General features: G+C 69.1%; 16 protein-coding genes and 4 pseudogenes. 10 read left to right on the forward strand and 10 right to left on the reverse strand.

Going from position 1 to position 24,835, the window contains the following annotated elements; all coding sequences use genetic code 11:
• Nucleotides 1-199 precede the first annotated feature (199 nt).
• A pseudogene (locus tag QA861_RS01480) lies at nt 200-421 on the reverse strand (DciA family protein); the annotation flags it as partial.
• Nucleotides 422-472: 51 nt separating this feature from the next.
• Nucleotides 473-874, reverse strand: coding sequence for an SMI1/KNR4 family protein (locus QA861_RS01485; protein ID WP_334586338.1), 402 nt, complete (start codon nt 872-874; stop codon nt 473-475).
• Between the two features lie 261 nt (nt 875-1,135).
• Here QA861_RS01485 and QA861_RS01490 point away from each other — a divergent pair, with 261 nt between their 5' ends.
• On the forward strand, nt 1,136-1,531 hold the full coding sequence (locus tag QA861_RS01490; RefSeq protein WP_334586339.1) for a site-specific integrase: 396 nt from the start codon (nt 1,136-1,138) through the stop codon (nt 1,529-1,531).
• 16 nt (nt 1,532-1,547) lie between these two features.
• Here QA861_RS01490 and QA861_RS01495 read toward each other — a convergent pair whose 3' ends face one another.
• Both QA861_RS01495 and QA861_RS01500 read right to left on the reverse strand, forming a co-directional pair.
• On the reverse strand, nt 1,548-1,697 hold the full coding sequence (locus tag QA861_RS01495; protein WP_334586340.1) for a hypothetical protein: 150 nt from the start codon (nt 1,695-1,697) through the stop codon (nt 1,548-1,550).
• A gap of 147 nt (nt 1,698-1,844) precedes the next feature.
• A complete protein-coding gene (locus QA861_RS01500) occupies nt 1,845-2,459 on the reverse strand; it encodes a PadR family transcriptional regulator (RefSeq protein WP_334586341.1) in 615 nt (204 codons plus the stop codon).
• Nucleotides 2,460-2,558: 99 nt separating this feature from the next.
• On the opposite strand from QA861_RS01500, the gene QA861_RS01505 reads away from it, so the two are divergent.
• From QA861_RS01505 to QA861_RS01515, 3 genes are all read left to right on the forward strand, one after another.
• A complete protein-coding gene (locus QA861_RS01505; protein WP_334586342.1) occupies nt 2,559-3,020 on the forward strand; it encodes a hypothetical protein in 462 nt (153 codons plus the stop codon).
• Nucleotides 3,017-4,225, forward strand: a complete 1,209-nt coding sequence (locus tag QA861_RS01510; protein WP_334586343.1) for an FAD-dependent oxidoreductase — start codon at nt 3,017-3,019, stop codon at nt 4,223-4,225. The genes QA861_RS01505 and QA861_RS01510 overlap by 4 nt, the downstream gene beginning before the upstream one ends.
• Nucleotides 4,226-4,539: 314 nt before the next feature.
• Entirely contained in the window at nt 4,540-5,373 is an 834-nt protein-coding gene (locus QA861_RS01515; RefSeq protein ID WP_334586344.1) for a pentapeptide repeat-containing protein, read from the forward strand.
• A 137-nt stretch (nt 5,374-5,510) separates the two neighbouring features.
• On the opposite strand, the pseudogene QA861_RS46940 reads toward QA861_RS01515, so the two are convergent.
• The 3 genes and pseudogenes from QA861_RS46940 to hemA all read right to left on the reverse strand — a co-directional run.
• Nucleotides 5,511-5,667 (reverse strand): annotated as a pseudogene (locus QA861_RS46940) (IS30 family transposase); the annotation flags it as partial.
• 82 nt (nt 5,668-5,749) lie between these two features.
• Nucleotides 5,750-5,874: pseudogene (locus tag QA861_RS46945) on the reverse strand (IS30 family transposase); the annotation flags it as partial.
• Between the two features lie 148 nt (nt 5,875-6,022).
• Nucleotides 6,023-7,267, reverse strand: coding sequence for a 5-aminolevulinate synthase (gene hemA / locus QA861_RS01525; protein ID WP_334586345.1), 1,245 nt, complete (start codon nt 7,265-7,267; stop codon nt 6,023-6,025).
• Nucleotides 7,268-7,637: 370 nt separating this feature from the next.
• On the opposite strand from hemA, the gene QA861_RS01530 reads away from it, so the two are divergent.
• From QA861_RS01530 to QA861_RS01540, 3 genes are all read left to right on the forward strand, one after another.
• Nucleotides 7,638-9,203: a class I adenylate-forming enzyme family protein gene (locus QA861_RS01530; protein WP_334586346.1), complete on the forward strand. Its 1,566-nt coding sequence runs from the start codon at nt 7,638-7,640 to the stop codon at nt 9,201-9,203.
• Nucleotides 9,200-10,750, forward strand: a complete 1,551-nt coding sequence (locus QA861_RS01535) for a long-chain-fatty-acid--CoA ligase (protein WP_334586347.1) — start codon at nt 9,200-9,202, stop codon at nt 10,748-10,750. Before QA861_RS01530 ends, QA861_RS01535 begins: the two co-directional genes overlap by 4 nt.
• Before the next feature lie 480 nt (nt 10,751-11,230).
• Nucleotides 11,231-12,109, forward strand: a complete 879-nt coding sequence (locus QA861_RS01540; RefSeq protein WP_334586348.1) for an alpha/beta hydrolase fold domain-containing protein — start codon at nt 11,231-11,233, stop codon at nt 12,107-12,109.
• Nucleotides 12,110-12,618: 509 nt separating this feature from the next.
• Here QA861_RS01540 and QA861_RS01545 read toward each other — a convergent pair.
• A pseudogene (locus QA861_RS01545) lies at nt 12,619-12,845 on the reverse strand (hypothetical protein); the annotation flags it as partial.
• Nucleotides 12,846-12,882: 37 nt separating this feature from the next.
• Complete coding sequence (locus QA861_RS01550; protein WP_334586349.1) at nt 12,883-14,022, reverse strand: PucR family transcriptional regulator; 1,140 nt, start codon at nt 14,020-14,022, stop codon at nt 12,883-12,885.
• 87 nt (nt 14,023-14,109) lie between these two features.
• Between QA861_RS01550 and QA861_RS01555 the strand changes: the two genes are divergently transcribed.
• Both QA861_RS01555 and QA861_RS01560 read left to right on the forward strand, forming a co-directional pair.
• Complete coding sequence (locus tag QA861_RS01555; protein WP_334586350.1) at nt 14,110-15,165, forward strand: ferredoxin reductase; 1,056 nt, start codon at nt 14,110-14,112, stop codon at nt 15,163-15,165.
• Nucleotides 15,166-15,172: 7 nt separating this feature from the next.
• The gene (locus tag QA861_RS01560) at nt 15,173-16,291 is read left to right on the forward strand and encodes a fatty acid desaturase family protein (RefSeq protein ID WP_334586351.1); all 1,119 of its coding nucleotides are present in this window, start codon (nt 15,173-15,175) and stop codon (nt 16,289-16,291) included.
• 225 nt (nt 16,292-16,516) lie between these two features.
• Here QA861_RS01560 and QA861_RS01565 read toward each other — a convergent pair whose 3' ends face one another.
• Entirely contained in the window at nt 16,517-18,934 is a 2,418-nt protein-coding gene (locus QA861_RS01565; protein ID WP_334586352.1) for a condensation domain-containing protein, read from the reverse strand.
• A 371-nt stretch (nt 18,935-19,305) separates the two neighbouring features.
• On the opposite strand from QA861_RS01565, the gene QA861_RS01570 reads away from it, so the two are divergent.
• Entirely contained in the window at nt 19,306-24,801 is a 5,496-nt protein-coding gene (locus QA861_RS01570; RefSeq protein WP_334586353.1) for a type I polyketide synthase, read from the forward strand.
• Nucleotides 24,802-24,835: the final 34 nt, after the last annotated feature.

Raw genomic sequence — 24,835 nt, forward strand, 5'->3', positions numbered from 1 at the left:
GGCTCTGCCGCTCGACTGCCGGCGCGACGCCCTGGCCCACCCGCCGCACGGGCGCGGCGCACTGATGCGCGGCAAGCGCCTGGCGGTAGCCCCCGGACGCCAACGCGCGAGTTTTCACCGGGCCGTTGAGCACGGCCGCCGGGGCGGCGTCGCCCGGCTCGCGCGCAGGCATCGCCCCGGGCGCGAGGATGCGCAGACCACCCACGACCATACGGCCCGCCGACTCGTTCGCCGCCTGGACGACGCGGGCCTGCTCCAGGCGCGGCTTCGTCGCCCAGGCCGCCGCTCCGGGGCACACGGTGAGCCGGCCTGAGTCTGCGTCGTACCCGACCGCGGCAATGTGCCCGGCAAACGCTGGGGCGATGGCGTCCCACCGCTTCCGCAGGGACACCCGGGCCGCCGGGAGTTCCCAGGCCCGCATGGCTTCGTAGGTGTTCGTTGGGTTCCGGCACACATTCCGTAAAGGCAGTGGTCAGGAGGGCGTGGGATTGGTGTCGTCCCATTTCCATCCGGTTTGAGGGAACTGATCCAGCAGGGCGGAGAGGGACGCTGCCTGGTGGATAGCCGATGACCAGCCTTCTGCGGAGATGTCGAGTGTCACCAGAGGCAGGGTGTCTTGGCGGAAGTCGTAGGCAAGCAGCTCGCGGCTTCCGTCTCCGCCGATGACGACGGCGCCGGGGAAGCGCTTCTGGAATTCACCGGCGTTGTTGATGCCGATGAGCTCGTCGAGCGCGTCGATCACCAGGAAGTCCTCAGCAGGAGGAATGAACTGGCTCAGACTTCCTGTCGCGCCCAGAAAGTCCCGGTAGTCCTGAGGAAACCGGACTCCGAAGTGGTGTTCGACCTGCACGATCTGGTCGTCGTTCGAACTCATGAAGCAGTTCTATCAAGGGCAGAGGGGGTGCCGGTGGCCGGCTTGCGTCGCGGTGAGGAAGCTACGTTTGCGCAGGAGAGGGAGCTTGACTCGTCAGAATATCTGACTCTTTATCATCTTACTTGTTACCTGGAATCTGCTGGGGGTGATCATGCCTTCCCGGTGCAACCACGGACTTGGGAGATGGCTTGAGCGGCATGACGGTGCGCACGGAGAAGTGGCGCTCGGCCGACACGAGCAGGTTGCGGCCTGGCTGATGGTGTGGACGGATCTGGTACGGGCACGCGCACGATCGACGCCTACGGTCGGGGACTGGCCGAGTACCTGCTGATGAGCGAGCGGGAGAGCGTCGATCCGGTCACCGCGAACCCCGCCCATATCGCCGTTTACGTACGGGAGTTGAGATCACGGCCGCACCCCCGGGGTGCCAACGTGATCTCGATCGACTCGGGGACGGGGCTGGCGAACTCGACGATCCAGCAGCGACTCGTGCCGGTCCACCTGTTCTACGACCTACTCATGGAGGAGGGCCTCGGGATTCCAACCCCGCCGGCCGCAGCCGGCACACCCCCCCTGACGGCTGCGGAAGGGGTGGAGCCGCCTGACGGGCTCCACCCGAAGGGACACCCGTTCATGAAACTCACCGTCGTCGGCTAGGGCTATCACGGCCCACTCACACGGTGACCTGGGAGCGCAGGAGGTCGTCGAGGGCGGCGCCCAGGGAGCCGCCGCGTGGCACCATCTCCTGCGCCAACCCTGGCGCGTTCCCCTGCACCGTCTCGTGCGTGAGTCTCGCCGACGCTGCCGCATCTGCGCAGGTCACCCCCACCGTACGGGCGTGGTCGGGCCTCCGACATCCACGTTGCGACCGTTTTTACCCATGCCCTGGGCTGGAGTTGAGGAGTGGGAGGGCGGGATGGGTCGCGCGGACTCTGCCGGGGTCAGAAGAGCTGTTCGAAGGCCGGCAGGCTCACTTCTGCACAGGCCCCGCCGCGAGGGCGTCCAACTGCTCCTTCGACCACGAGAGCCTGCCGGCCCGCAGGTCTTCGACCACCGCGTGCACCCACTCCAGCTCCGCGGCTGTCACGGCCCGTAGATACTCGCTCTCCAAGCGGGTGATGCGTGGCAGCCCCTGCTCCGCCTCCGCCGTCATGGCCGCTTCCAGCCCGTCGAGCTTCTCCGTGAGGGCGCCTACCCGCCGCTCCAGTACGTCCGCCATCTCGTCGTTGGTGAGTAGCAGAAGGTTCGAGAGGGCGGCCGGGAACTCCGGGAACTCCTCCTTGGGTGCGGAGAGCATCTCCTTCAGCCAGGCGCGGGCGGTCTCGCGCCCCGCGTCGGTGACCTCGTACACGGTCCGCTCGGGGTACTGCTGATCACGGCCGGTCTCGCGGACTGTGATCAGCCCGTCGCCGTTGAGCCGCTCGATCGTGCGGTACAGGCTCGCACGCTGCCTGACGTTGACGACCTGCTCCTTGCCCCAGTCCTTGACCAGCCGCTGGATGCCGTACGGATGCAGCGGCTGGTAGTGCAGCAGGGCCAGGACGGTCAGGGCGAGGGGGGAGCTGCGGGGAGCGGATGTGGGCATGGGCCCGATTCTAGCCTCGACATAACTAGTTGACGAGATACTAGTTTCAGTGAAACTATCAAGTCATTCGCACGGCATCGCCAGAGAGGAACCACCGAGATGTCCCTCACCGAGCGCATCCACTCCGACCACGACCTCGTCAAGCACCTCGGCGACTGGACGGAGGCCGGCCGCATCGAGGTCAAGGCCCGCCGCGGCTCCGCTGTCCTCGACCTCCGCTCCTCCGGCCTCCCCGACGACGTCGAGATCCACCTCGACATGGACCGGGCCATGGTCAAGCTGCTCGTCGACGACAGCACCGCCGTCGACTACTGGAATCTGAGGTGGACCGCCCGCGGCCGGATCAAGGACTCGCGATCCCCGTCCACCGGCGACCAAGCGGCCGTCCGCCTGGTCCGTCTGTCCGGCTCTGCGACGAACAGCGAGATCCGCATTCACCGCGGCGGCATCGCGATCCTGTCGGCGATGTTCTCCCGCGCGTACGTCCAGGATCTGCGCCGCGCGCACAAGAGCGGCGGCGTACCGACGATCGACGACCCTTCGAGGGGGCACCAGTCATGACACGCATCGGCAAGGCCCGCACCGCGCTCGTCATCGGAGGCGGTATCGCCGGCCCGGTCGCCGCGATGGCGCTCCGCCAGGCAGGTATCGAGGCTGCCGTCCACGAGGCGTACGACCACACGGCCGACGGGGCCGGAGGCGGCATGACCATCGCCCCGAACGGCCAGAACGCCCTCGACGCGATAGGCGCGGGCGACCTCGTCCGCGCCATCGGCACCCCCGTCACCGCTATAGGGCTACGGAGCTGGACGGGCAAGCACCTTGCGCGGTTCGCTCCGCCCTCCCGCCTCCCGCTCCAGCAGTTCGTCTGGCGCGCCGATCTCTACCGTGCGATCTACGACGAGGCGGAGCATCGCTCCGTTCCCATCCACCACGGCAAGCGGCTGACCGGCATGACAGACACCGGCTCCGGCGTCACCGCACACTTCGCGGACGGCACACAGGCGAGCGCCGACATCCTGATCGGCGCCGACGGCATCCGCTCCACGGTTCGCTCCCTGATCGACCCGGCCGCACCGCAGCCGAGCTACGCCGGCCTGGTGTGCATGGGAGCGCGGATGGACCGGTCAGGGCTGCCCTCCACCGATGGCGTCATGTACATGTGCTTCGGCAAGCGCGCGTTCTTCGGCTACCAGATCTTCGACGACTCCTCGGCGGTGTGGTTCGTGAACCTGCCCCACCGCGACCCGATGACAGTCGCCGAGGCTCAGGCGATCGGCGCGGAGGAGTGGATGCGCGCCCTGCGGACCGCCTTCGCCGACGACCGCACTCCGGCCCTCGAAATGATCAGCCGTACCGACGTCGGCCAACTCATCATCACCGGCCCGATGGAGAACATGCCGAGGGTCACGAACTGGGCCCACGGCCGAATGGTCCTCATCGGCGACGCGGTCCACGCCGCCTCGTCCAGCTCCGGACAGGGCGCCTCCATCGCCGCCGAAAGCGCCGTCGAACTGGCTCGCTGCCTGCGGGACCTGCCTTACGACCAGGCTTTCGCGGCGTACGAACAACTGCGCCGACCCCGCGTCGAACGCATTGTCAAGCTCGGCGCCCGCACGAACAGCAACAAGACCGCGGGCCCGGTCGGTCGCGCTCTGCGCGACCTCATGATGCCGACGGCCATGAAGCTGATCAACCCGGAGAAGATGGCCTGGCAGTTCGACCACCACATCGACTGGGACGCGAAGGTGGTCCCGCTCACGTGAACTCCGGCCCGTCCGCCGGAACGAGTTGCCGCCCCGCGTACAGCTGGGCCCCAGCTCACGGAACGCAGCCAAGACCACAGGGTCGGCGGCGGTTGAATCCCGGACGCCAACTCGGACGCGTCCCCATCGCCACACACGACACAGACTGAACACCGGCAACCAGACCCGGTGGGGCAGAACTCGACCGCCCAAACCGGGTCAGGGAACGCCTCGCCCACCGGACGCGCCAGCGACTTCCGGGGCCTGGGAGAATGGTGTTCCCCTCCGAGCACGCTGAGAAGCGGCGGGCTCCTCGTGGCAGGAGCCCACGCACGTTGTCCCAGAATCGCGAACATCCGATACCCGACATAGCCGATCTCGGCCTGCAAGCCGACTGCGGCAACTGCTTCGGGCTGTGCTGCGTCGCCTTGCCCTTCGCGGCCGCGGCGGACTTCGCGATCGACAAGGACGCCGGACAGCCCTGCCCGAACCTGAAAGCGGACTTCCGCTGCGGCATCCATACACAGCTCCGCCCGCGGGGCTTTTCGGGATGCACCGTCTTCGACTGCTTCGGCGCGGGACAGAAGGTCTCCCAGATCACCTTCAACGGGCAGGACTGGCGGCAGGCCCCGCGCACCGCCCGCCAGATGTTCGACGTGTTTCCCGTCATGCGGCAGCTCCATGAGCTCCTCTGGTACCTGGCCGAAGCACTGACACTGCCGCCCGCCAGTCCCATCCACGGCGAACTGCGCCGCGCGCTGGAAAAGACGCAACACCTCACCGGCCGCAGCGCCCAGGAACTCACGGAGCTGGACGTCGTGGCACACCGGGGCGACGTCAATGCTCTGCTGCTGCGCACGAGCGAACTCGTGCGGGCCAAGGTCGCTGGCCGCAAGAAGGACCGGAGGGGAGCCGACCTCATCGGTGCCAACCTCAAAGCCGCCAACTTGCGGGGCGCCAACCTCCGCGGGGCCTACCTCATCGCTGCCGACCTCAAGGGCGCCGACCTGAGAGCGGCCGATCTCATCGGTGCCGACCTACGAGACGCCGATCTGAGCGGCGCAGACCTCACCGGCAGCATTTTCCTCACCCAGTCCCAGCTAAACGCGGCCAAGGGCGATAGCGCCACGAAACTGCCACCGGCCCTTACCTGCCCCACACACTGGTAGTCCTTTGGTCTGCGGGTGCAGGACAGCCACGACGAGCAGACGGGGCGGATTCCAGTCATCGTCGCAACACGGTGATCGTTCCAGTGTTACGACGAGCCTAGCGAGGAGGTTCGCGGGGGTGTTCCAGCAGGTCGGTGCTCTCGGGAAGTACTGGCGCAGCAGGGCGTTCGTGTTCTCGTTCGAGCCGCGTTGCCAGGGACTGGCGGGCTCGCAGAAGTAGACGTGAATGCCGGTGAAGTGGGTGAACTCGCCATGTCGGTTCATCTCGCTGCCCTGATCCCTGGTCACCGAGCGGGCCAGCTCGGTGGTAGGTCACCGAGGGCGTGGACGAGCACGTCGCGGACCTGCTCGGAGCTCCGTCCGCCGGGCAGGTGGAGGAGTTTTGAGGTAGTGGGTGGACAGGTCGACCAGGGTGCCGATCGCGGACCTGTTTCCCTTGCCGACGATCAGGTCGCCTTCCCAACTGCCCGCTATTTTACGGTCGTTGAGTTCCTCCGGTCGGTGACTGATCAGGGTGACACGCGTCAGACTCCTCAGGGGCATGGGATTGGCCGGGCCAACCTCGGTCTCCTCCGCGGCGCGTACTTCACAACCCGTGATCTTTTCGATGTCACAAGATCGTCGACAGAGCCGAGTTCGGTGACCAAGGTCAACTGGTCGGAGCTGCCGGGGGCGCCGGCACGCGGGCGGAGCCCGCCTCCTCCCAGACCTGGTCCAGGGCGTCGACGAATCCGCGTACGTCGTCGGCGGTGTGCACGGCTCCGGGGGCGATCCGTAGGATCTCCTCACCCGTCCGCACGCTCGGCGCGTTGATCGCCTGCACATAGATCCCGTGCCGTTCGAGCAGCAGCGCGGACATCCGCTTGCACACGGCCTCGTCCCTCACCAGGACGGACACGATGTGCGTCTGGTCCGAAATGAAGGGAACGCCACGCTCGTTCAGCAGCCGGTGCATCAACTGCGCGTTCGACCAGAGCTGTTCCCGCTCGGCCTCGGAGGACCGCAGATGGCGTACGGCGGCCAGGGCGCCGGCGGCCACGGCGGGCGGCAGCGCGGTGGTGAAGATGAAGGAGCGGGAGAACATGCGCACCGCCTCGATGACTTCGGCGGGGCCGGCGATGTAGCCGCCGGTGGTGCCGAAGCCCTTGGCCAGCGTGCCCATGATGACGGTGAACTCGTCGGCGATGCCCTCCAGGGCCGCGATGCCGGCGCCCTCCGGGCCGTACATGCCCACCGCGTGCACCTCGTCGAGGTACGTCATCGCCCCATGGCGCTTGGCGATGTCGGCGAGTTCGGGCAGCGGGGCTATGTCACCGTTCATCGAGTACACGGACTCGGCCACGATGAGCTTGGGGGCGTCCGGGTCTGCCGCCGCTATCAGTTCTTCCAGGTGAGCGGGGTCGTTGTGGCGGAAGATCTGTTTCTGGGAGTGGCTGTGGCGCAGGCCGTCGATGACGGACGCGTGGTTGAGGGCGTCGGAGAAGACGACACACCCCTCCATGCGGCCGGCGATGACGGACAACGCACCGTCGTTGGCGGTATAGCCGGAGGTGAACAGGAGGGCTTCGTCCTTGCCGTGTAATTCGGCGAGCTCCTTCTCCAGCAGCACGTGGTAGTGGTTGGTGCCGCCGATATTGCGTGAGCCGCCGGCGCCGGCACCGTACTTGTCGACCGCCTCCTTCATGGCTTCGAGCACCGCGGGATGCTGGCCCATGCCGAGGTAGTCGTTGCTGCACCAGACGCTGATGCTGTCCGGGTCACCAACGTGTCCACTGCTGCGTACGCTGGCCGCGGGAAAGTTCCCGGCGAGCCGACCGATCTCCAGGAACTCTCTCTTTCCCCCGTCGGAACCTTCTATGAGGCGTGCAAAGAGGTCTAGATATTGGGTCGTCACGTCTACTCGCTTCGTTTCAGGCCGTCTGAGGCCACATGCGACTACGGGATACTGCGTCAAACGACTGAACCCGCACGGCTACGGCTGACTTCTGCTCTCCCCCGGCGCGAAGGCGTCACTGGCGGAATCGCGCGGGGAGTCACGTGGCATTGCCGTCCTCGGTTCAGAGGAGGGGCATGGAAGTAGCGTCTGCATATCGTCGGTCGCGGTCTGCATCCAATTTACCCAAGGTCGCCGGACAGTGAAGTCACCAAAGCAAACTCTGGTTATTTTCCTAGTCTTTTGACGGACGCTCGGAATCTGTTGCCGAGCTCTCACGATCATGTAACCCTGCACCGACCGGCAAACGGGCCTGCGAAGTGGAGTTCCGATGTCTTCGAACGAGAACTACGCCCGTCGGGTGCTTGAGTCGTTGGTGTCCGATCCCGACCGGATTGCCCTGTGGCGGGAGGGTGAGGAGTTCACCGCGGGCCAGTTCTCCAGGGCGGTTCTCGCGGCGGCGGAACTCCTGCGGCGGCACTTTGCGGAACACCGAGCTCTGATTACGAAGGATCCGGTTGTTGCGGTGCTGACCGTCACCAACAGCCCGGCAACCGTCATTCTCCGCTACGCGGCCAACCTCGCCGGGGCCTCCCTGGTCCACCTGCACTCCACGAACGCGGTGGATCCCAACGACCAGCTGGCCGCCACCGCCCGGCAGGAGATCCTCAGCAGGACCGGGGCGACCTTCCTCGCCGTCGACAAGGAGAACCTCGACGCGGCCCGCGAGCTGTGCGACCGGCTATCCGAGCCACCCCGTCTCGCCGCGCTCGGCACCCTCGGTCCCGATGTCCTGGACCTCTCGTCGGGTGACCCGGACGCCTTCAACCTTGACTCCGTCGAGGCCGACCCCGAACAGCCGGCCGTGGTGATATGCACCAGCGGTACCAGCGGCAGCCCCAAGGCTGTCATGATGTCGTACCGCGTCCGGAGCCTCCACCTCCAGGCGAACCTGGGCCTCCAGTCCCCGGAACCCATGGTGTACCTGTCGACCCTGCCGGTGAGCAACTCCAGCGGCTCCGTCGTCGACCTCGCGCTCGCCTCCGGCGGATCGGTCGTCCTGCACGACGGATTCGATGCGGGCGAAGTGCTGCGGGCCGTGGAACAGCACCGCGTCTCCGCGCTGGCGATCACCCCGCCGCAGCTGTACATGCTGGTCGACCACCCCGACCTCGCCGCCACCGACCGGTCGAGCATCAGGGTCATCACCTACGTCGGCTCCCCCGCGGCCCCGGCCCGACTGGCCGAGGCGGTCGAGGTGTTCGGCCCGGTGCTGCTCCAGATCTACGGGACCACGGAGACCAGCCCCATCAGCATCCTGAGGCCGCCGGACCACTTCGACCCGGAACTCCGCCGGACCGTCGGACGCCCGACCACGGAGGTACGCATCCGCGACCTGGACGACGACCGTGACGTCCCACCCGGCGAGATCGGCGAGGTCTGCGTGCGGAGCCCGTTCACCATGCTCGGCTACTGGGGCGAACCGGAGCTGACCGCCTCGACCGTCCGCGACGGCTGGGTGCACACCGGCGACCTCGGTTCCGTCGACGAGAACGGCTTTCTGAGCCTGCACGGCCGGATGGGCGAGGTGATGAAGACCAACGGCATCAAGGTCCGTCCCACGGATGTGGAGAACGCGCTGCTGACCCATCCGGAGATCGCCCAGGCCACGGTGTACTGCGTGGTCGACGACGACCGCGTGGAGCACATCCACGCCGCCGTCGTGGTGCGGCCGGGCGGCACCGCCGACTCCGGGACGCTGATCGGTCACGTCGCTGCCGAACTGTCCCCGAAGCACGTACCGGACGCGGTGACGTTCCACGACGCGCTGCCCCTCACCGGTGCAGGCAAGCCGGACAAGCAGACGCTGGCCGCACGGCACGGCGGTGCGGCATGACACTGACCGCCGCGTCCGTACTGGCCGAGTCCGCGGAGCGGCGCCCCGACCACCCCGCGCTCGTCTTCGGCTCAGAACGGATCACCTACGCCGGGCTCTGGCACGCCACCCGCCGGTACGCGGCGGTGCTGCGGGACCACGGTGTGCGCCCGGGCGACCGGGTCGCCCTGCTGTTGCCGAACACACCGCACTTCCCGATGGTGTACTACGGCGTGCTGGCGCTCGGAGCCGTGGCGGTCCCGGTACACGGCCTGCTGCGCGCCGACGAGATCGTCCACGTGCTGAGCGACTCCGAGGCGAAGGCCCTGGTGTGCGCGGCCCCGATGCTGACCGAAGGCGCCAAAGCGGCCGAGGCGGCCGGGGTTCCGCTGCTCACCGTCATGGTGGAGAACGGTACGACCGACGACGGCCCGCCACGTCTCGACATCCTCGCCGAACGGGCGGCGCCCCTCGACCGCCTGGTGCCGCGCGCGTCCGAGGACCTGGCGCTGGTGCTGTACACCTCGGGCACCACCGGGCGGCCCAAGGGCGCGTTGATCACCCAGCTCAACCTGGTGATGAACGTCAGCACCACGATGCGCTCGCCGTTCGACCTCGGCCCCGACGACATACTGCTCGGCTGTCTGCCGCTGTTCCACACCTTCGGCCAGACCTGCGTCATGAGCGCCTGTTTCCTGGCCGGCGGCACCCTGGTGCTCATGAGCCGCTTCGACGGCCCCGGCGCGCTCGACCTCATGGTCACCGAGAGCTGCACGGTGTTCATGGGCGTCCCGACCATGTACCTGGCCCTCCTCGACGCCGCCACCCACGACGCCCGCCGCCCCGCCCTCGACCGCGCCTTCTCCGGCGGTTCGGCGCTGCCGGTCAAGGTGATGGAGGAGTTCCAGGAGGTCTACGGCTGCCCGATCTACGAGGGGTACGGACTTACGGAGACCTCGCCGGTGGTGGCGTACAACCAGAAGGCGTGGCCGCGCAGGCCCGGCACGGTGGGGCGCCCCATCTGGGGCGTGGAGGCGGAGATCGCCGCCGCCGACGTCGAGGACCGTATCGCGCTGCTGCCGGCCGGGGAAGTCGGGGAGATCGTCGTACGCGGCCACAACGTCATGGCCGGCTACCTCAACCGGCCGGAAGCCACCAGGGCCGTGCTGGTCGACGGATGGTTCCGCTCGGGCGATCTGGGGGTGAAGGACGCCGACGGCTATCTGACCATCGTCGACCGCAAGAAGGACATGGTGCTGCGCGGTGGCTACAACGTCTATCCGCGCGAGGTCGAGGACGTGCTGATGCGCCACCCGGCCATCGCCCAGGTCGCCGTCATCGGTGTCCCCGACGACAAGTACGGCGAGGAGGTGTGTGCCGTGGTGCGGACGCGGCCAGGCACGGACCCGGACGCGACGCTGGCCGCGGACATCGTGTCCTGGAGCAGACAGCGAGTCGCCGCGCACAAGTACCCGCGCCTGGTGGAGTTCGTCGAGGACTTCCCCCTCGGGCCGAGCGGCAAGGTGCTGAAGCGGGAACTCACCGCCCGCTTCGCCGACGGTCGCTGAGGGTTTTCAGCGGTGCCGCTCCAGGGTGAGGACAGCTCTGGTGATTGACGTCATGTGGTGTGGGCTGTGGTCTGCAGCGGGCGCGACGGAAGATTTTTCCAGGATTTCAGGCGGGCCCCCCTTCGTGAGTGGCGACGTAGCGCGCAGCCCGGTACTGGCGTACTCGTCACGCAAGCGCGGGGCGCTCTCGGGAGCAGGGGCGTCGCGCGATGGGGATCGGTCCGGTTCGCCGGTCTCGTGAGTGACGCGGCATCCCCCTCTCTCCGGCGCTCAGAGACACGAAGTGAGTTACCGTTCGGGCGAGGCACGAGGCAAGATGGTGGACCCTGTGCAGCTCAGCGCCGGTTTCACTGACACCGACGGACGCAACCCGCGTGGCGGTAGCGCTGCCCTGACGTCAGCGTGGTGAGTCCGACCGAGGTGCGTCTGGCGTTGCCGGTGGGGTGGATGCGGGTACGCCATCGTTCCCTGGAGGATTGAATGAGTATCGCGATGCGTGCCGTCGCCCTGCTCTTGCGGGTCACCGCCAAGCCCGGCTCGTCGACCGCGGCGCGCGCCCAGAAAAGGATGCGCAAGCCGAAGAGGTCCGGACAGCCGCCAGCCGCGCTGCGGCGGCGCCACGACATGTCCGTGCGGCAGGTTGCCGGGTTCGCCTGCTGGACCGTCCAGCCACGCGATGAAGCAGCCACTCGCGGTGCGGTGTATTTGCATGGCGGGGCGTACACCAGCGAGATCACCAAGCAGCACTGGGCCCTGGTCGGCGCGCTGGCCGACGAAGGCGTCCGGGTCGAGGTGCCGCTCTACGGCCTGGCCCCGCAGCACACCTACCGCGAGGCGTATCCACTGGTGAGCGAGGTGTACCGGCAACTCCTTGAGCAGTTGCCCGCCGCAGCGGTGACCCTCGCCGGCGACTCGGCCGGCGCCGGTCTCGCGCTCGGCGTCGCCCAAGAGCTCCCGGCAGCAGGTCTACCGCAGCCCCGCCGGATCGTCCTGATCTCTCCCTGGCTCGACCTCACGCTCGGCCAACCCGCCGTGCAAGCCGTCGCACCGCACGACCCGTGGTTGTCCCCGGCCGGCCTCGTCGAGATGGGCCACGCCTGGGCGGGCGGCGACGATCCGTCCGACGCGCGCCTGAGCCCGATCAACGGCCCACTCACCGGTCTCGCGCCGATCGCGGTGTTCATCGGCACGCGCGACATCTTCTACCCCGACGTGTGCCGCCTGCGCGACCGCGCAGCCGCCGAGGGGGCACCGCTCGACGTGACGGTCTGCGCGGGCGCCGTGCACGTCTACCCGCTCACCCCCACGCCCGAAGGCCGGGCCGCAGCCACCCGCATCGTGAAGGACATCGCTCAGTAACGAGCGTGGCTCGGCTGGAGCGAACGTGTTCGTGGATGGATCTGAAGACCGCTTTCCGACGGGGCCAGGACTACGCCGACGTTCCCACTGAGCGGGCCGGGCTGCGAAGAATGAGGGCCGAAAAAATGATGAACCCGCCCTCGCTCCCACTGTCCCGGCAGAAATTCGAACCACCCCAAATGACGCGCTCCCGGTCTGTTTCCACAGGGCGGGCGCATCTTCTTCTATGACCGGTCTTCCACCAGACCGGCTGTTTGTTAGGGGGCGTTCCAGAGGCTTCATGACCAAGCAGCAGTGCCTGGTGAACGGTGCGCTCCGATGTCCCGATGAATCGCCGGAAAGAAATGCAATCGGGTCTGCCCTGTCGATTCCCCGGTGCGAATGACGTTGCGGATGTCTGGCGGCTGATCTGTGGGTTCGCGCAGGTGGAGGGTGAGGCGGCGGGCCGAGCGGGCCAGGCGGGCAGGCACGTTGATCAAGTGGTCGCTGATCGTGGCGTGGCCACTCTGGCGTGGAAGGTACCGGCCAGGGTGCCGGCAGCGGTTCGGTCCACATACAAGAACACGTCCATGGTGTCGCGCCGGCCGTGCTCGGGCGGCCGGCCGATGTCCGGGGCCCTGCCACCGCGCTCGAAGCGCCAGGCAGAGAGCACCGGTTCGACCACCTCCCAGCGGGCATCGGACAGATCACTCGGGGTACGGGCGTCCCGTCGGCATGCTTTCGGCGGACGGGGCACGATTCCTGGACCGCTCGCGGACGCGGTCGAAGGCGCGTCAGCTGCCCCGAAGACCGACCGCCATCGTCAGCTCAAGGACCCTGTGCGGCGACCCCAGATCCGGGAACAGCTCCCGCAACTGCGACATCCGGTACCGGACGGTCTGGGGATGGACGAACAACGCCGCCGCCACCTCGTCCCGCCTGCCATGGTGCAGCAGCCACTCCCGCAACGTCTCCTCCAGCCGCCGCGCGGTCGCGACAGGCAAGGTCCGCAACGGTGCGAGGGCCCGGGCGCGCAGGTCTGCGAACGCGTCCATGTCGGCGCTCAGCACCAGCTCGGGCAGGTGGTCCTCGGTGTCGCGGATATCAGGGGAGAGGGAGCGTGCGCGAACGGCTCGTGCGTACGAGGCGGACGCACGAGTCCATGGCCGGGCCGGGCCGACCACGGCGGTGCGGTCGGTCAGCTGTCTCAAGAGATGGGATCGGTCGGCGTCGGGGACGAGCAGCACGCCCAAGGCGTCCGGCAGATCGTCGAGGACGAGGGTGCTGGGGTCGAGCGCACGGTAGACAGGCCGGGCCTGGTCTGCGGGGAGCAGGACCGCGGTCAGCGAAACCGGAGGCTGCCACCCGGCCCGTTGAACAGAGGCCAGCAGCACGTCCGGGCTCGCGCCGGTGAGGAGGTCGCGGACCAGTTGTTCCAGGTGACGCTCATGAGCCCGGCCCCGGGCGGCCAGTTCGTCGGCGTGACCCGCGGCACTCGCTGCGGAGAGCTCGTCGATGTAGGCGAAGGTCAGCTCGGCGAACTTGGCGACCTCCGCGGCGGGCAGACCCGCGGGTACGGCACCCGCGGCCAGGCATCGCCAGGCCACGCGGGCGCCGACGCGGTAGGCGCTGAGCAGGGCGTCCATCGAACGGCCGTCGCGTACCTCGCCTCGGCCCAGCTCGTAGGCCGCGTCACCGGCGTCGCCGCCCGTGGCGTTCCCGCTCGCGAGGTCCAGGTAGTGCCCCAGGGCGGTGCGGACGGCTCGGCGGATGGCGCCGCCCATGCGGCCCGAAAGGGCGTTGGCGTATGGAGGGACCTCGTCGATGATCGCCTGGACGACCTCGTCGGCGGTGGTCTTCAGCGCGGCCCGAACTGCGGTGACCGTCGCCTCATCCAGGGACAGTTCGGTGGCCCTACGGATTGCATGGTTCATTTTCTTGTTCCCTGCGAACAATTCAGCCGACCAGATTCACGTCCTACGGACAGGACTTTACGCCCTGAGGCACAGCAAGCTGGAGTCATGACGAGTGCAGCCCTCCGCAGTAGGGCTTGGAAACTGCTGGAGATGGTCACGACGCCGCTGCTGCCGTCGGACTACCTCGACCTGGTCAGCCCGCTGCGTGCGGGCGCTGACCTGCGTGGGCGGATCGAGGCCGTGCACCCGGAGACGGGTGACGCCGCGACCATCGTTATCAGGCCGGGACGGGGCTGGCGCGGCCACACAGCCGGTCAGTACGTGCGGATCGGGGTCGATGTCGACGGTGTGCGCCTGTGGCGTGCCTACTCGGTCACCTCACCGACAGACCGCCGGGACGGCCGCGTCACGATCACCGTGAAGGCGATCCCGGACGGCAAGGTCAGCAATCACCTGGTCCGCAGGGCGAAACCGGGCACGCTGATCCAGCTCGACCAGGCGACCGGTGACTTCGTGCTGCCGGAGGCCAAGCCCGCCAAGGTGCTCTACCTGACGGCCGGCAGCGGCATCACGCCGGTGATGGGCATGCTGCGCGACATCGAGTTCGACGATGTCGTGATGGTCCACTCCGCGCCACAGCCGCAGGACGTGATCTTCCGCAGCGAGCTGCACGACCTGGTCGCGGACAAGAAGCTGCGGCTCACCGAGCTGCACACCAACACAGACGGCATGCTCGACATCGCCCGTCTCGACGAACTCGTGCCCGACTGGGCCGAGCGCGAGACCTGGGCCTGCGGACCCGCGGGTCTGCTCGACGCCGCCGAAGAGCACTGGGCCGAGCACGGCGTCCAAGAGCGCCTGCACACCGAACGCTTCCGCCCCGGCATCGCCGTCGCCGGCGACGGTGGCGAGGTCACGTTCAGCACCACCGGCAAGACCGTCGACGCGGACGGGGCCACGCCGTTGCTGGACGTCGGCGAGGAAGCCGGCGTGCTCATGCCTTCCGGGTGCCGCATGGGCATCTGCTTCGGCTGCGTCACACCGCTCAAGGCGGGCGCCGTCCGCGACCTGCGCACCGGCGAGATCACCGAGGCCGAGCCGGGCGTCCTCATCCAGACCTGCGTGTCCGCCGCGGCGGGCCCCTGCGACATCGAACGGTAGGAACACCTTGACCGCCATCGACCCCACCGCCCACCTGACCGCGGGGCAGATCGAGGAGCTCGGCCGCGAGCTGGACGCGATCCGCGACGAGGTGATCGCGAGCCGCGGCGAGAAAGACGCCGCCTACATCCGCAAGGTCATCTCGGCGCAGCGCAAGCTCGAGCTGGTCAGCAGGGGCGTGCTGTTGTTCTCGATCTTCCCGCCCGCGTGGCTGATCGGCACCGCCGGTCTGTCCGTGGCGAAGATCATGGAGAACATGGAGATCGGCCACAACGTCCTGCACGGCCAGTGGGACTGGATGCGGGACCCGAAGATCCACTCCACCACCTGGGACTGGGACCACGTCTCGCCGGCCGAGCAGTGGAAGCACTCGCACAACGAGCTGCACCACACGTACACCAACGTGATCGGCAAGGACAACGACCTCGGCTACGGCATCATGCGCGTCGACGAGGACCAGAGGTGGCACCCGTTCCACCTCGGCCAGCCGCTGTGGAACTTCCTCAACGCCTGCTTCTTCGAGTACGGCATCGCAGCGTACGACCTGGAGCTCGGCAAGAACCTGCACAAGCGCCGCCGTAAGAACCCGGAGTTCCGCGCGCGGGCCAAGGCCGTGGGCCGCAAGATCCGCAAGCAGGTGCTCAAGGACTACGTCATCCACCCGTTGCTGTCGGGCCCGTCGTTCCTCACCACGCTCGCCGCCACGTTCACCGCGAACCTGGTCCGCAACATCTGGACCCACTCGGTGATCATGTGCGGGCACTTTCCCGAGGGCGTGCAGGTCTTCGAGCGCCGGTCGATCAAGGGCGAGACGCGCGGCCAGTGGTACCTGCGCCAGATGATGGGCTCGGCGAACATCAGTGGCAGCAAGGCCATGCACTTCATGACCGGCAACCTGTCGCACCAGATCGAGCACCACCTGTTCCCGGACCTGCCGAGCAACCGGTACGCCGAGGTCGCGGTGAAGGTGCGCGCGTTGTTCGACAAGTACGAGCTGGAGTACGTCACCGGGCCGCTGCCCAAGCAGGTGTTCTCCGCGTGGCACAAGGTCTTCCGGCTCTCGCTGCCGAACAAGAAGCCCAAGGTCAAGACGCCGGACCACGAGCAGGAGCTCGTCGCGGCCTGATTCCCGGAACTGGTTCGGATCCTTCGGCCCTACCGGCGGCATCGCCGGTTCCGGTGAGATCCGTCGCGGACGTGGGCGACCGCGACGGCAGACCGTACGACACCGTTTCAGCAGGGCCCTGCGGGACGCGCTGACGTGAAGCACCATGTCGGGGAACGGCGCAGGGACCAGCCGCTGCGGGGAGATGCGACAGCGTGGGCCGCCCGCTGTGAAGACAGCTCCTGGCTAGAGCCGGCCGGTGGTGTCTGGCAGCGTGGATGCCTCGGCGATCTCCTCGATCGTCGTCGCGATCACATCGACTGCCGGTGCGCGCAGGGCCGTGTAGTGGTCGGCGGCCAGGCGCGCGATGGCGGGGTCGTGCTTGAAGCGGTCCGCCCAGACAGTGACTCCCTGGTCCGTGAGGTCTGCGGCGAGCAGTGCGGCGGGGGCGGCGAGTACCCGGTCGGACTCGTACGCGGCCACCGCTCGGTAGTGCCGTTCGTAGGTCGCCCAGCGGTCGGCCATCAGGCCGTGCGGGAGGTCGTGTCCGGCGGCACGCAGCTGTGCGGAGAGCAGGAGCAGGGCGTCGGGCAGGTGTTCCGCCGACTCCGGGTCCGTGCCGGCCGGGACGGTCACCGCCGGGTCGTCCACGCCGAGTGCCAGGCCGACCGTCGCGACGAAGTCCGCCAGCGGCTCCAAAGTGAGCGCGGCGCCGACCGGGGGCGGCGGGTCGATCAGGACCACGCCCGGTGGCCGCTCGTCGTAGCCGACCGCGACCTCGAAGGCCAGTTGACCACCCATCGACCACCCGGCGAGGACGTCCGGGCGCAGTTCGGCGGCGTCCAGGTCGGCGCGGAAGCGGGCGGCCATAGCGGGGACGGCGGTCTCGGCCTCCGTCCGCGGTTCCCGCTCCTGCGAGAACGTGACCCGCCAGTCGGGCGGCAGCGCGGCGATCAACTCCCGGTAGTCCTGCGGTGATCCGGCCGCACCCGCGAACAGGTGCAGGTGGCGTCCCGGTCCGGGTCGGAGCCGCACGACCGTGGACGGCCGGTCCGCCGTGTCCGGTGCGTCGAGCTGGGCCAGGATCGCGCGCGGGGTGGGATCGGCGAGCCAGGTCGCGAGGTCGAGGGGGGTACCGGTGAGATCGGTGAGGGCCGCGACGAACTGGACGGCGGTGAGCGAGTGGCCGCCCGCCTCGAAGAAGTCCTCGTCGAGGGAGGCGGGCGGGCAGCCGAGGACGTCCGACCACACGTCACGGACATCGCGCTCGGCGCCCGAGGAGGGCTCGGAGCGGTCCGGGAGCGAGGCAGGCGCACGCTGATCCGCGTACGCCAGAACCGCTCTCGTCCCCACCCGGATCTCCCCCACCCGCGCCCCGGGCGTCGTGCCGTACGAGAGGACCGTGTCCAGGTCCCGCAGCAGCCGCAGCGCGGTGTCGGCGTCGTACCGGAGGGTGCTGTACTCCACCTCGGCCATGAGACCGCCGCCCTCGGTGTGCCAGTAGGCGATGCCCATGTCCGTGCGGGAGGCGATGTTCAGGCTCGGGCACTGGGTCAGCTCGACGTCCCCGAGGCGCAGCCCGCTGCCGATCGCGCCGAGGTGGTTGAGCATGACCGGCGCGATGTCGCCCAGCGCGGACCGGGTCGGTTCGGGGAGCGCGGAGAAGACCAGGGGGTATGGCACGGACTGGTGGGCGAACATCTCCCACGCCGCCTCGCTCGCCCGGCCCACCACCTCGGAGACGGTGTCCTCCTGGGTCACCCGCGTCCTGATCAGGCACTGGTTGACGAGGTAGCCGACGAGCCGCTGCTCGCGCGGGCCCAACCGGTTCGCGGCGACGGTGCCGATCACCACGTCGTCCCCGGCTCCGGCGCGGGCCAGCAGGATCTGGAGCGCGGCGAGGACGACTGCGAAGGAGGTCGCGGACGCCTCTTTCGCGAGCGCCGCGAGGCCTCGGACCGCCTGTTCGCTGAACGTGTGGCGCAGGGTGGTCCCGGCACCGCCGGTACCCGCGTACACGCCGCGGTCGGCGGCCACGGTCGCCGCCTTCGCACCTTCCAGGACGGTCCGCCAGTGGTCGACGCCGTCCTGCCAGCCGCCTGTGTCGCGGGTGGCCCGCTCCTCCCGCGCGAACGCGCGCCAAGAAGCTGCCTCCGCGGCGAACACGGGCCGCCCGCCGTGCCGTACGGCGTCGTACGCCTCGGCGAGGTCGGTGAAGAGGAGTTGCGTCCCGAGTCCGTCCACGGCGATGTGGTGCACGGTGAGGATCAGTTCGTGGCGGTCTCCGACGCGCACCACGGTCAGCCGGGCCAGCGGGGCGCGGCCGAGGTCGAACGGCTCACGGTGGGACTCCTCGGCGATCGCCCGAAGCAGCACGTCCGCCGGGACGGAACCTTGCGCGTCCGGCTCGATCAGCCGCACGGGTGCCGGGACCTCGTCCTGGATCGTGGCCGTCAGGCCGTTCGCGCCGTGGGCGACCGACCAGCGCAGCGCCTCGTGCCGGTCCACGACCGCCTGCCAGGACGCGCGCAGCGCCGCGAGGTCCAGGGGTGCTCCGCAGGCCAGCCGCCAGGAAATGTGGTAGACGGACGGGTCGCCGACCCGTCGGCACACCCACCACACCGCCTCCTGTAAAGCGGTCGGCCCGACTTCGTTCCCATTCATCTCCGACCCCGCTGTCTGTCGATTTCTTCGGCGTTCACGGAATGTTCACAGAACGCGATATCGGCGATTTCATTTTGACCTTGACATTGCCCGCCAGTACCTGTCAATACGCCGTTTATTGGCTGCCGAACAGCTGTTACGACGGTCGATCCGTGTGCACAGTGGTCCAGATCACCCCTCGTGCAGCGTGGAACATAACAGCGCATTAGGTGACATATAACTGCTCCAGATGCCTATTGACTACCCAATTTCAGCCTGGCCGGAAATTTAGGATTGGTCATCAGGGATCTAGCCCGGGATAAAAGTGTGTGATAGTTAGTTGATCTCCTTGCGTAAAAGCGATGAGGTTATCTGTGGAAACTCCCGGTGGCTTGATTGACGAGATCGCGATCATCGGCATTTCGTGCCGATTTCCCAAAGCTGATGACCCGGATTCGTTCTGGTCCCTGCTGGAATCCGGGACCGGAGCCGTCGTACCCCTGACCGACCGTGAGCTGCTCGCCGCCGGGGAGGATCCGCGCCTGCTGGACCACCCGGACTATGTGCGGGTGCACGGCGTCCTCGCCGGTGTGGAGTCCTTCGACGCGGAGTTCTTCGGCGTGAGTCCCCACGAGGCCGCACTGATGGACCCGCAGCACCGGCTGTTCCTGGAGTGCGCGTGGGCTGCCTTCGAGGACGCCGGGTACGACCCGAAGGACTGTGCCGGACCGGTCGGTGTCTACGCGGGATCGGGCTGGAACAGCTACTTCCTGCGCCATGTGGCCGCGCGTCCCGAGTTCCTCGAACCCGCCCACCTCCAGCGGACCTTGCTGGGGAACGAGAGCGACACCCTGGCCACGCGCGTGTCGTACAAGCTCGGCCTGCGCGGTCCCAGCATGACGGTGCAGACCGCGTGCTCGACCTCCTTGGTCGCCGTCGCCCAAGCCTGTCAGTCGCTGCTCTCGCACGAGTCCGACCTTGCGCTCGCCGGCGGCGTCTCCGTCCGCACACCGCAGGCCGGACATCTCCACCAGGAGGGCGGCATCTTCTCCCGCGCCGGGCAGTGCCGCGCGTTCGACGCGGATGCGGACGGCACCGTCATCGGCAGCGGCGCGGGCGCGGTGCTACTGAAACGGCTGGCGGACGCCGTGGCGGAGGGCGATTACATCCACTGCGTGATCAAGTCGTCGGCGGTCAACAACGACGGTTCGCGGAAGGTCGGTTACGCGGCACCCGGCGTCCAGGGCCAGTCGGCCGTCATCCAGGAGGCGCACGCCCTGGCCGGGGCCTCCCCCCGGACCATCACCTACGTCGAGACCCACGGCACCGGGACCGTCATCGGCGACCCCATCGAGATCGCCGCGCTCACCGACGCGTTCCGCGCAGGGACGGACGCGAACGGGTTCTGCGCGATCGGCTCGGTCAAGACGAACGTGGGCCACCTGGACGCGGCGGCCGGCGTCGCCGGTCTGATCAAGACCGCCCTCGCGCTGCGCAACAGGAAGATCCCCGCCAGCCTGAACCACCGGCGGCCGAACCCGGCGATCGACTTCGCGGCGAGCCCGTTCCGGGTGAACACCGAGACCACGGTGTGGGAGCGGGACGGGGGGCCTCGGCGGGCCGGCGTGAGTTCGTTCGGGATCGGGGGGACGAACGCGCATGTCGTACTGGAGGAGGCGCCCGCCGGCTCGGACGAAGCCGGTTCGGAGAAAGCGGCCGCCGCGCAGAGCGGCGCCCAGCTCCTCCCCCTCTCCGCACGGACCCCGGCCGCCCTGGAACGCCGTACCGAACAGTTACGCGGACAGCTCCGAGGCGATCCGGAGAACCTCGCGGACATCGCGTACACCCTGCAACGCGGCCGCCGCCCCTTCACTCACCGCCGGGCCGTCGCGGGCAGCACCGCCGCCGAGTTGATCCGGGCCCTGGACCGGTCGTCCGACGACGACACCGGACCGGCTTTCCAGGAGGGCCGCCGGGCCGCCTTCCTGTTCAGCGGCCAGGGCCCCCAGCACGTCGGCATGGCCCGCCACCTGTACGTCACCGACCCAGTCTTCCGTGCCGAAGCCGACCGCTGCTTCGGGCTCCTGCATGACCAACACGGTCTGGACCTGCGCGAGTTGCTCTACCCGGGCGACGCGAGCCGGACCGAGGCGTACGACGCGCTCCTCACCCAGACCCGCAACGCGCAGCCCGCGCTGTTCGCCGTCCAGTTCTCGCTGGCGACAACGCTGGAGCACTACGGGGTGCCGATGGCGGCCGGGGTCGGGCACAGCTTCGGCGAGTACGCCGCCGCGGCCGTGGCGGGGGTCTTCACGCTGGAGGACGCGCTGTCCGTCGTCGTCGCCCGGGGTCAGGTGCTGGAGGGTCTGCCCGACGGGTCGATGATGGCTGTCCCGTTGAGTCCCGGCGAGGTGGAGCCGCTCCTCGGGCCCGGTGTGTCGGTCGCGGTGGTCAACCACCCCGCGTCCTGCGTGGTCGCCGGTCCCCGGGACGCGATCGCCCGGCTGCGGGAGGTGCTGGCCGGACGGGATGTCGACGCGACGGTGCTGCGCATCTCGTACGCCTCGCACACGGAGATGGTGCAACCGGCGCTCGCACCCTTCGCCGCGCGCTTCGCCGGGATGACGCTGACCCCGCCGAGGGTGCCGTTGTTGTCCGGCGTGACCGGCACCTGGCTCACCGACGAGCAGGCGACCGACCCCGGGTACTGGGTGACGCACCTGCGCTCACGGGTGCGCTTCGCCGACTGCCTCGACCGGGTCTTCCAGGACACCGGTCACATGCTGGTCGAGCTGGGCCCGAACGAGGTCCTCACCAGCCTGGCCCGGCGCCACCCCGGCGGGGACCGGGACCGGATCGCCTCGGCGGCCCTGCCGCGCCGGTCCGCCTCCGACGACGAGTCGGACGACGTTGTGTTTCTCAGGTCGCTCGGGTCGCTGTGGTGCTCCGGTGTGGACGTGGACTGGGAGAAGCTGCACCACGGCGCCCGGCGCCGCCGGGTCCCCCTGCCGACGTACCCGTTCGAACGGCGGCGGCACTGGATCGACCACCCGCTGAAGGTCGTCGTACGAGATGAGGAGCCGTTCGAGGCGGCGGTGCGGGAGGGTCGGGCGGAGGCAGCAGCGCGGGTCGGTGCGGACGATCTCGGCCGGCGGCGGGAGAAGACGGATCTGCTGGAGCGGCTGAGCGCGGTGTATCTGGCTGACGCCCTCAGCCGGCTGGGTGACGGCGAGGGGGTCCTGCCCGGCTATCGGTCGCTGGTGGCGGAGTGGCGCAGGAAGGTGGCGCCGGAGGCGGGCTCACCGGGTGAGCTGCTGGACCTGGCCCGTCAGGCCTGGTCCGGTGGTCCGGAGGTCGAGTTGGTGCGGCGGTGCGGGACCGGGCTGGTGGACGTGGTACGTGGACTGGCCGATCCCGTCGAGCTGTTCACCCCGCTGCTGGAGCGGGCGTTCGCCCAACCCGGCGGGATCTTCGGCACCGAGTACGCGGCGGTGATCCGGCGTGCCGTCTCCGGCGTCCTCGCGACCGGGCGCGCCGAGGGCGGGCTCCGGGTGCTGGAGATCGGCGGGGGCACGGGGATCACCACCGGCCAGGTCGTCCGGGAACTCGCCGCCGACGGGCGTGACCATCACTATGTGTTCACCGACGTCAGCGACGCCTTCGTCGCCCACGCGGCGCGCCGGTACGCCGAGCACTCCTGGTTCGGCACGGCACGGCTGGACATCGACAAGCCACCGGCCGGACAGGGCTTCGAGAGCGGCGCCTACGACGTCGTCGTCGCGGCCAACGTGCTGCACGCGACCGGCGACCTGCGCCGCACCCTGGAGCACGCGCGGTCGCTGCTGGCCCCCGGCGGACTGCTCCTGCTCGCCGAGATCACCACGCCGACCCTCGACTTCGCCCTCACGTACGGCCTGCTGATGAGTGAGGTGTCCGACCCGGACCGCACGCGCGGCGAGCCGTTCCTCTCCCGCGCCGGCTGGGAACACGCGCTGCGTGCCGAGTTCGCGGACGTGACCGCCGTACCGGAGGACGACGCGCTCGGCCACCACGTGTTCGTCGCCCGGAACCCGGGAGCGGCGGCGCTGCGAAAACAGGACGATGTCAACAAGTGGTTCCGGGTCCCGTCCTGGAAGCGGACCGCCACCGTCCGGGGGGCTGCCGGGCGTTCGGAGACCTGGCTCGTGCTCGGTGGTCCGTCCGAGGTGGACACCGGGTTACGACGTCTGCTGGGCGAGCGCGGACAGCGCGTGGTCGCTGTCGTCGAGGGTTCGCGATACCGCAGGCGGGACGAGTCGCTGTTCGAGGTCCGGCCGCACAAGGCCGAGGACCACCAGCGGGTGCTGGCCGAACTGGGCACGGATGTGGACCGGATCGTGCACCTGTGGGGGCTGACCGCCGAGGACGACGACACCGCACGCCGGCGGTGGCGCGGCCTTCTCGCGCTGGCCCAGGCCCTCGACCGGGCCGGACCGGCGCACCCCGTCGACCTGACCGTCGTCACCGCGGGAGCGCACGACGTGGTGGGAGAGCGCACTCGCCCCGGCCAGTCCCTGCTGCTCGGCCCCTGCCGGGTGATCCCGCTGGAGTTCCCCGGCGTCACCAGCAGGAACGTGGACGTCGCCGTGACCGCGGACCCCGCCACGGCCGCGGGCCAGCTCGCCGACGAGATCCTCGCCGCGAACGGCGATCAGGTCGTCGCCTACCGGGGACCGCACCGGTGGGTGGAGAGCGTCGAACCCCTCACGCTGGAGCGGACGCCTCGGTCGCGGATGCTGCGGCCCGGCGGGGTCTACCTCGTCACCGGGGGCCTCGGCACCATCGGCTCCGCCCTCGCGCGGCACCTGGTGGAGGAGGTCGGCGCCAAGACCGTCCTCGTAGGACGCTCGGAGCGTGGTCGCCATACCGGCGACGCCTGGTACGACGGCCGGCCGGACGTCCTGGTGATGAGTGCCGACGTCACTGACGCGGACCGCATGCGGGAGGTGGTGCGGACCGCCGAGGAGCGGTTCGGACCGGTCGACGGGGTCGTGCACGCCGCCGGACTGCTCGGCGACGGCGCGCTCGCGCACAAGAGCGCCGAGGACTTCGAGAAGGTGCTCGCACCGAAGGTCACCGGCACGCTGGTGCTGCACGAACTGTTTCGGGACAAGGACCTCGACTTCCTGGTGCTGTTCTCCTCGCTTTCGGCGCGCAGACCCGGGTTCGGGCAGGCCGCGTACGCCGCCGCGAACTGCTTCCTCGACTCCTTCCCGCACAGTTCACAGGCGTCCGCCCACCGCTTCGTCACCTGTGTGAACTGGGACGTGTGGCAGGGCTCCGGGATGGCGTACGACGCCGCCGGACCCCAGGTGCTCCAGCGGCTCAAGCTCGCCGACTTCGCGCAGCGCGGCATCCTGCCGCAGCAGGGCGTCGAGGCGTTTCGCCGGGCGCTGGACAGCGGACTTCCGCAGGTCTACGTCACCAGCTCGGACTACCTCGACGTACTCGACGAGCGGCGCCAGGACCTGTCCCAGCTGTACCTGGAGGAGCTGGCGGCGACCGGGAGCGCGGACACCCCGCAACAGGAACGGCCCGAGCTGGACACCGCGTACGTCCCGCCGCGCACCACCACCGAACGGATGCTCGTGGAGATCTGGCAAGCGCTGCTGGGCATCGACCGCATCGGCGTCACCGACGACTTCTTCCGGCTCGGCGGCGACTCGCTGCTCGGCAGCCAGTTCGTCACCCGGGTACGCAGTGCCTTCGAGGTCCACCTGCCCGCGCGGACGCTGTACGAGCACCCGACCGTCGGGGGCATGGCCAGGGCGGTGGACGACGCGCTGATCAGCGGCGCGGACCCGGAAGCGGTCGCCGAGGCGATCAGGCAGGTCAGAGCCGGGAGCTGACCAAGCGCGGGTGCTGCCCACGGACATCTCCAGA

Source organism: Streptomyces sp. B21-083 (assembly GCF_036898825.1).
Lineage (GTDB): Bacteria > Actinomycetota > Actinomycetes > Streptomycetales > Streptomycetaceae > Streptomyces.

Bases quoted from the DNA above. Each gene is read 5' to 3' on its own strand.
- QA861_RS01485 (WP_334586338.1), bottom strand. From the start codon at position 874: ATGAGTTCGAACGACGACCAGATCGTGCAGGTCGAACACCACTTCGGA.
- QA861_RS01500 (WP_334586341.1), bottom strand. From the start codon at position 2,459: ATGCCCACATCCGCTCCCCGCAGCTCCCCCCTCGCCCTGACCGTCCTG.
- QA861_RS01505 (WP_334586342.1), top strand. From the start codon at position 2,559: ATGTCCCTCACCGAGCGCATCCACTCCGACCACGACCTCGTCAAGCAC.
- QA861_RS01510 (WP_334586343.1), top strand. From the start codon at position 3,017: ATGACACGCATCGGCAAGGCCCGCACCGCGCTCGTCATCGGAGGCGGT.
- QA861_RS01530 (WP_334586346.1), top strand. From the start codon at position 7,638: ATGTCTTCGAACGAGAACTACGCCCGTCGGGTGCTTGAGTCGTTGGTG.
- QA861_RS01535 (WP_334586347.1), top strand. From the start codon at position 9,200: ATGACACTGACCGCCGCGTCCGTACTGGCCGAGTCCGCGGAGCGGCGC.
- QA861_RS01540 (WP_334586348.1), top strand. From the start codon at position 11,231: ATGAGTATCGCGATGCGTGCCGTCGCCCTGCTCTTGCGGGTCACCGCC.
- QA861_RS01550 (WP_334586349.1), bottom strand. From the start codon at position 14,022: ATGAACCATGCAATCCGTAGGGCCACCGAACTGTCCCTGGATGAGGCG.
- QA861_RS01555 (WP_334586350.1), top strand. From the start codon at position 14,110: ATGACGAGTGCAGCCCTCCGCAGTAGGGCTTGGAAACTGCTGGAGATG.
- QA861_RS01565 (WP_334586352.1), bottom strand. From the start codon at position 18,934: ATGAATGGGAACGAAGTCGGGCCGACCGCTTTACAGGAGGCGGTGTGG.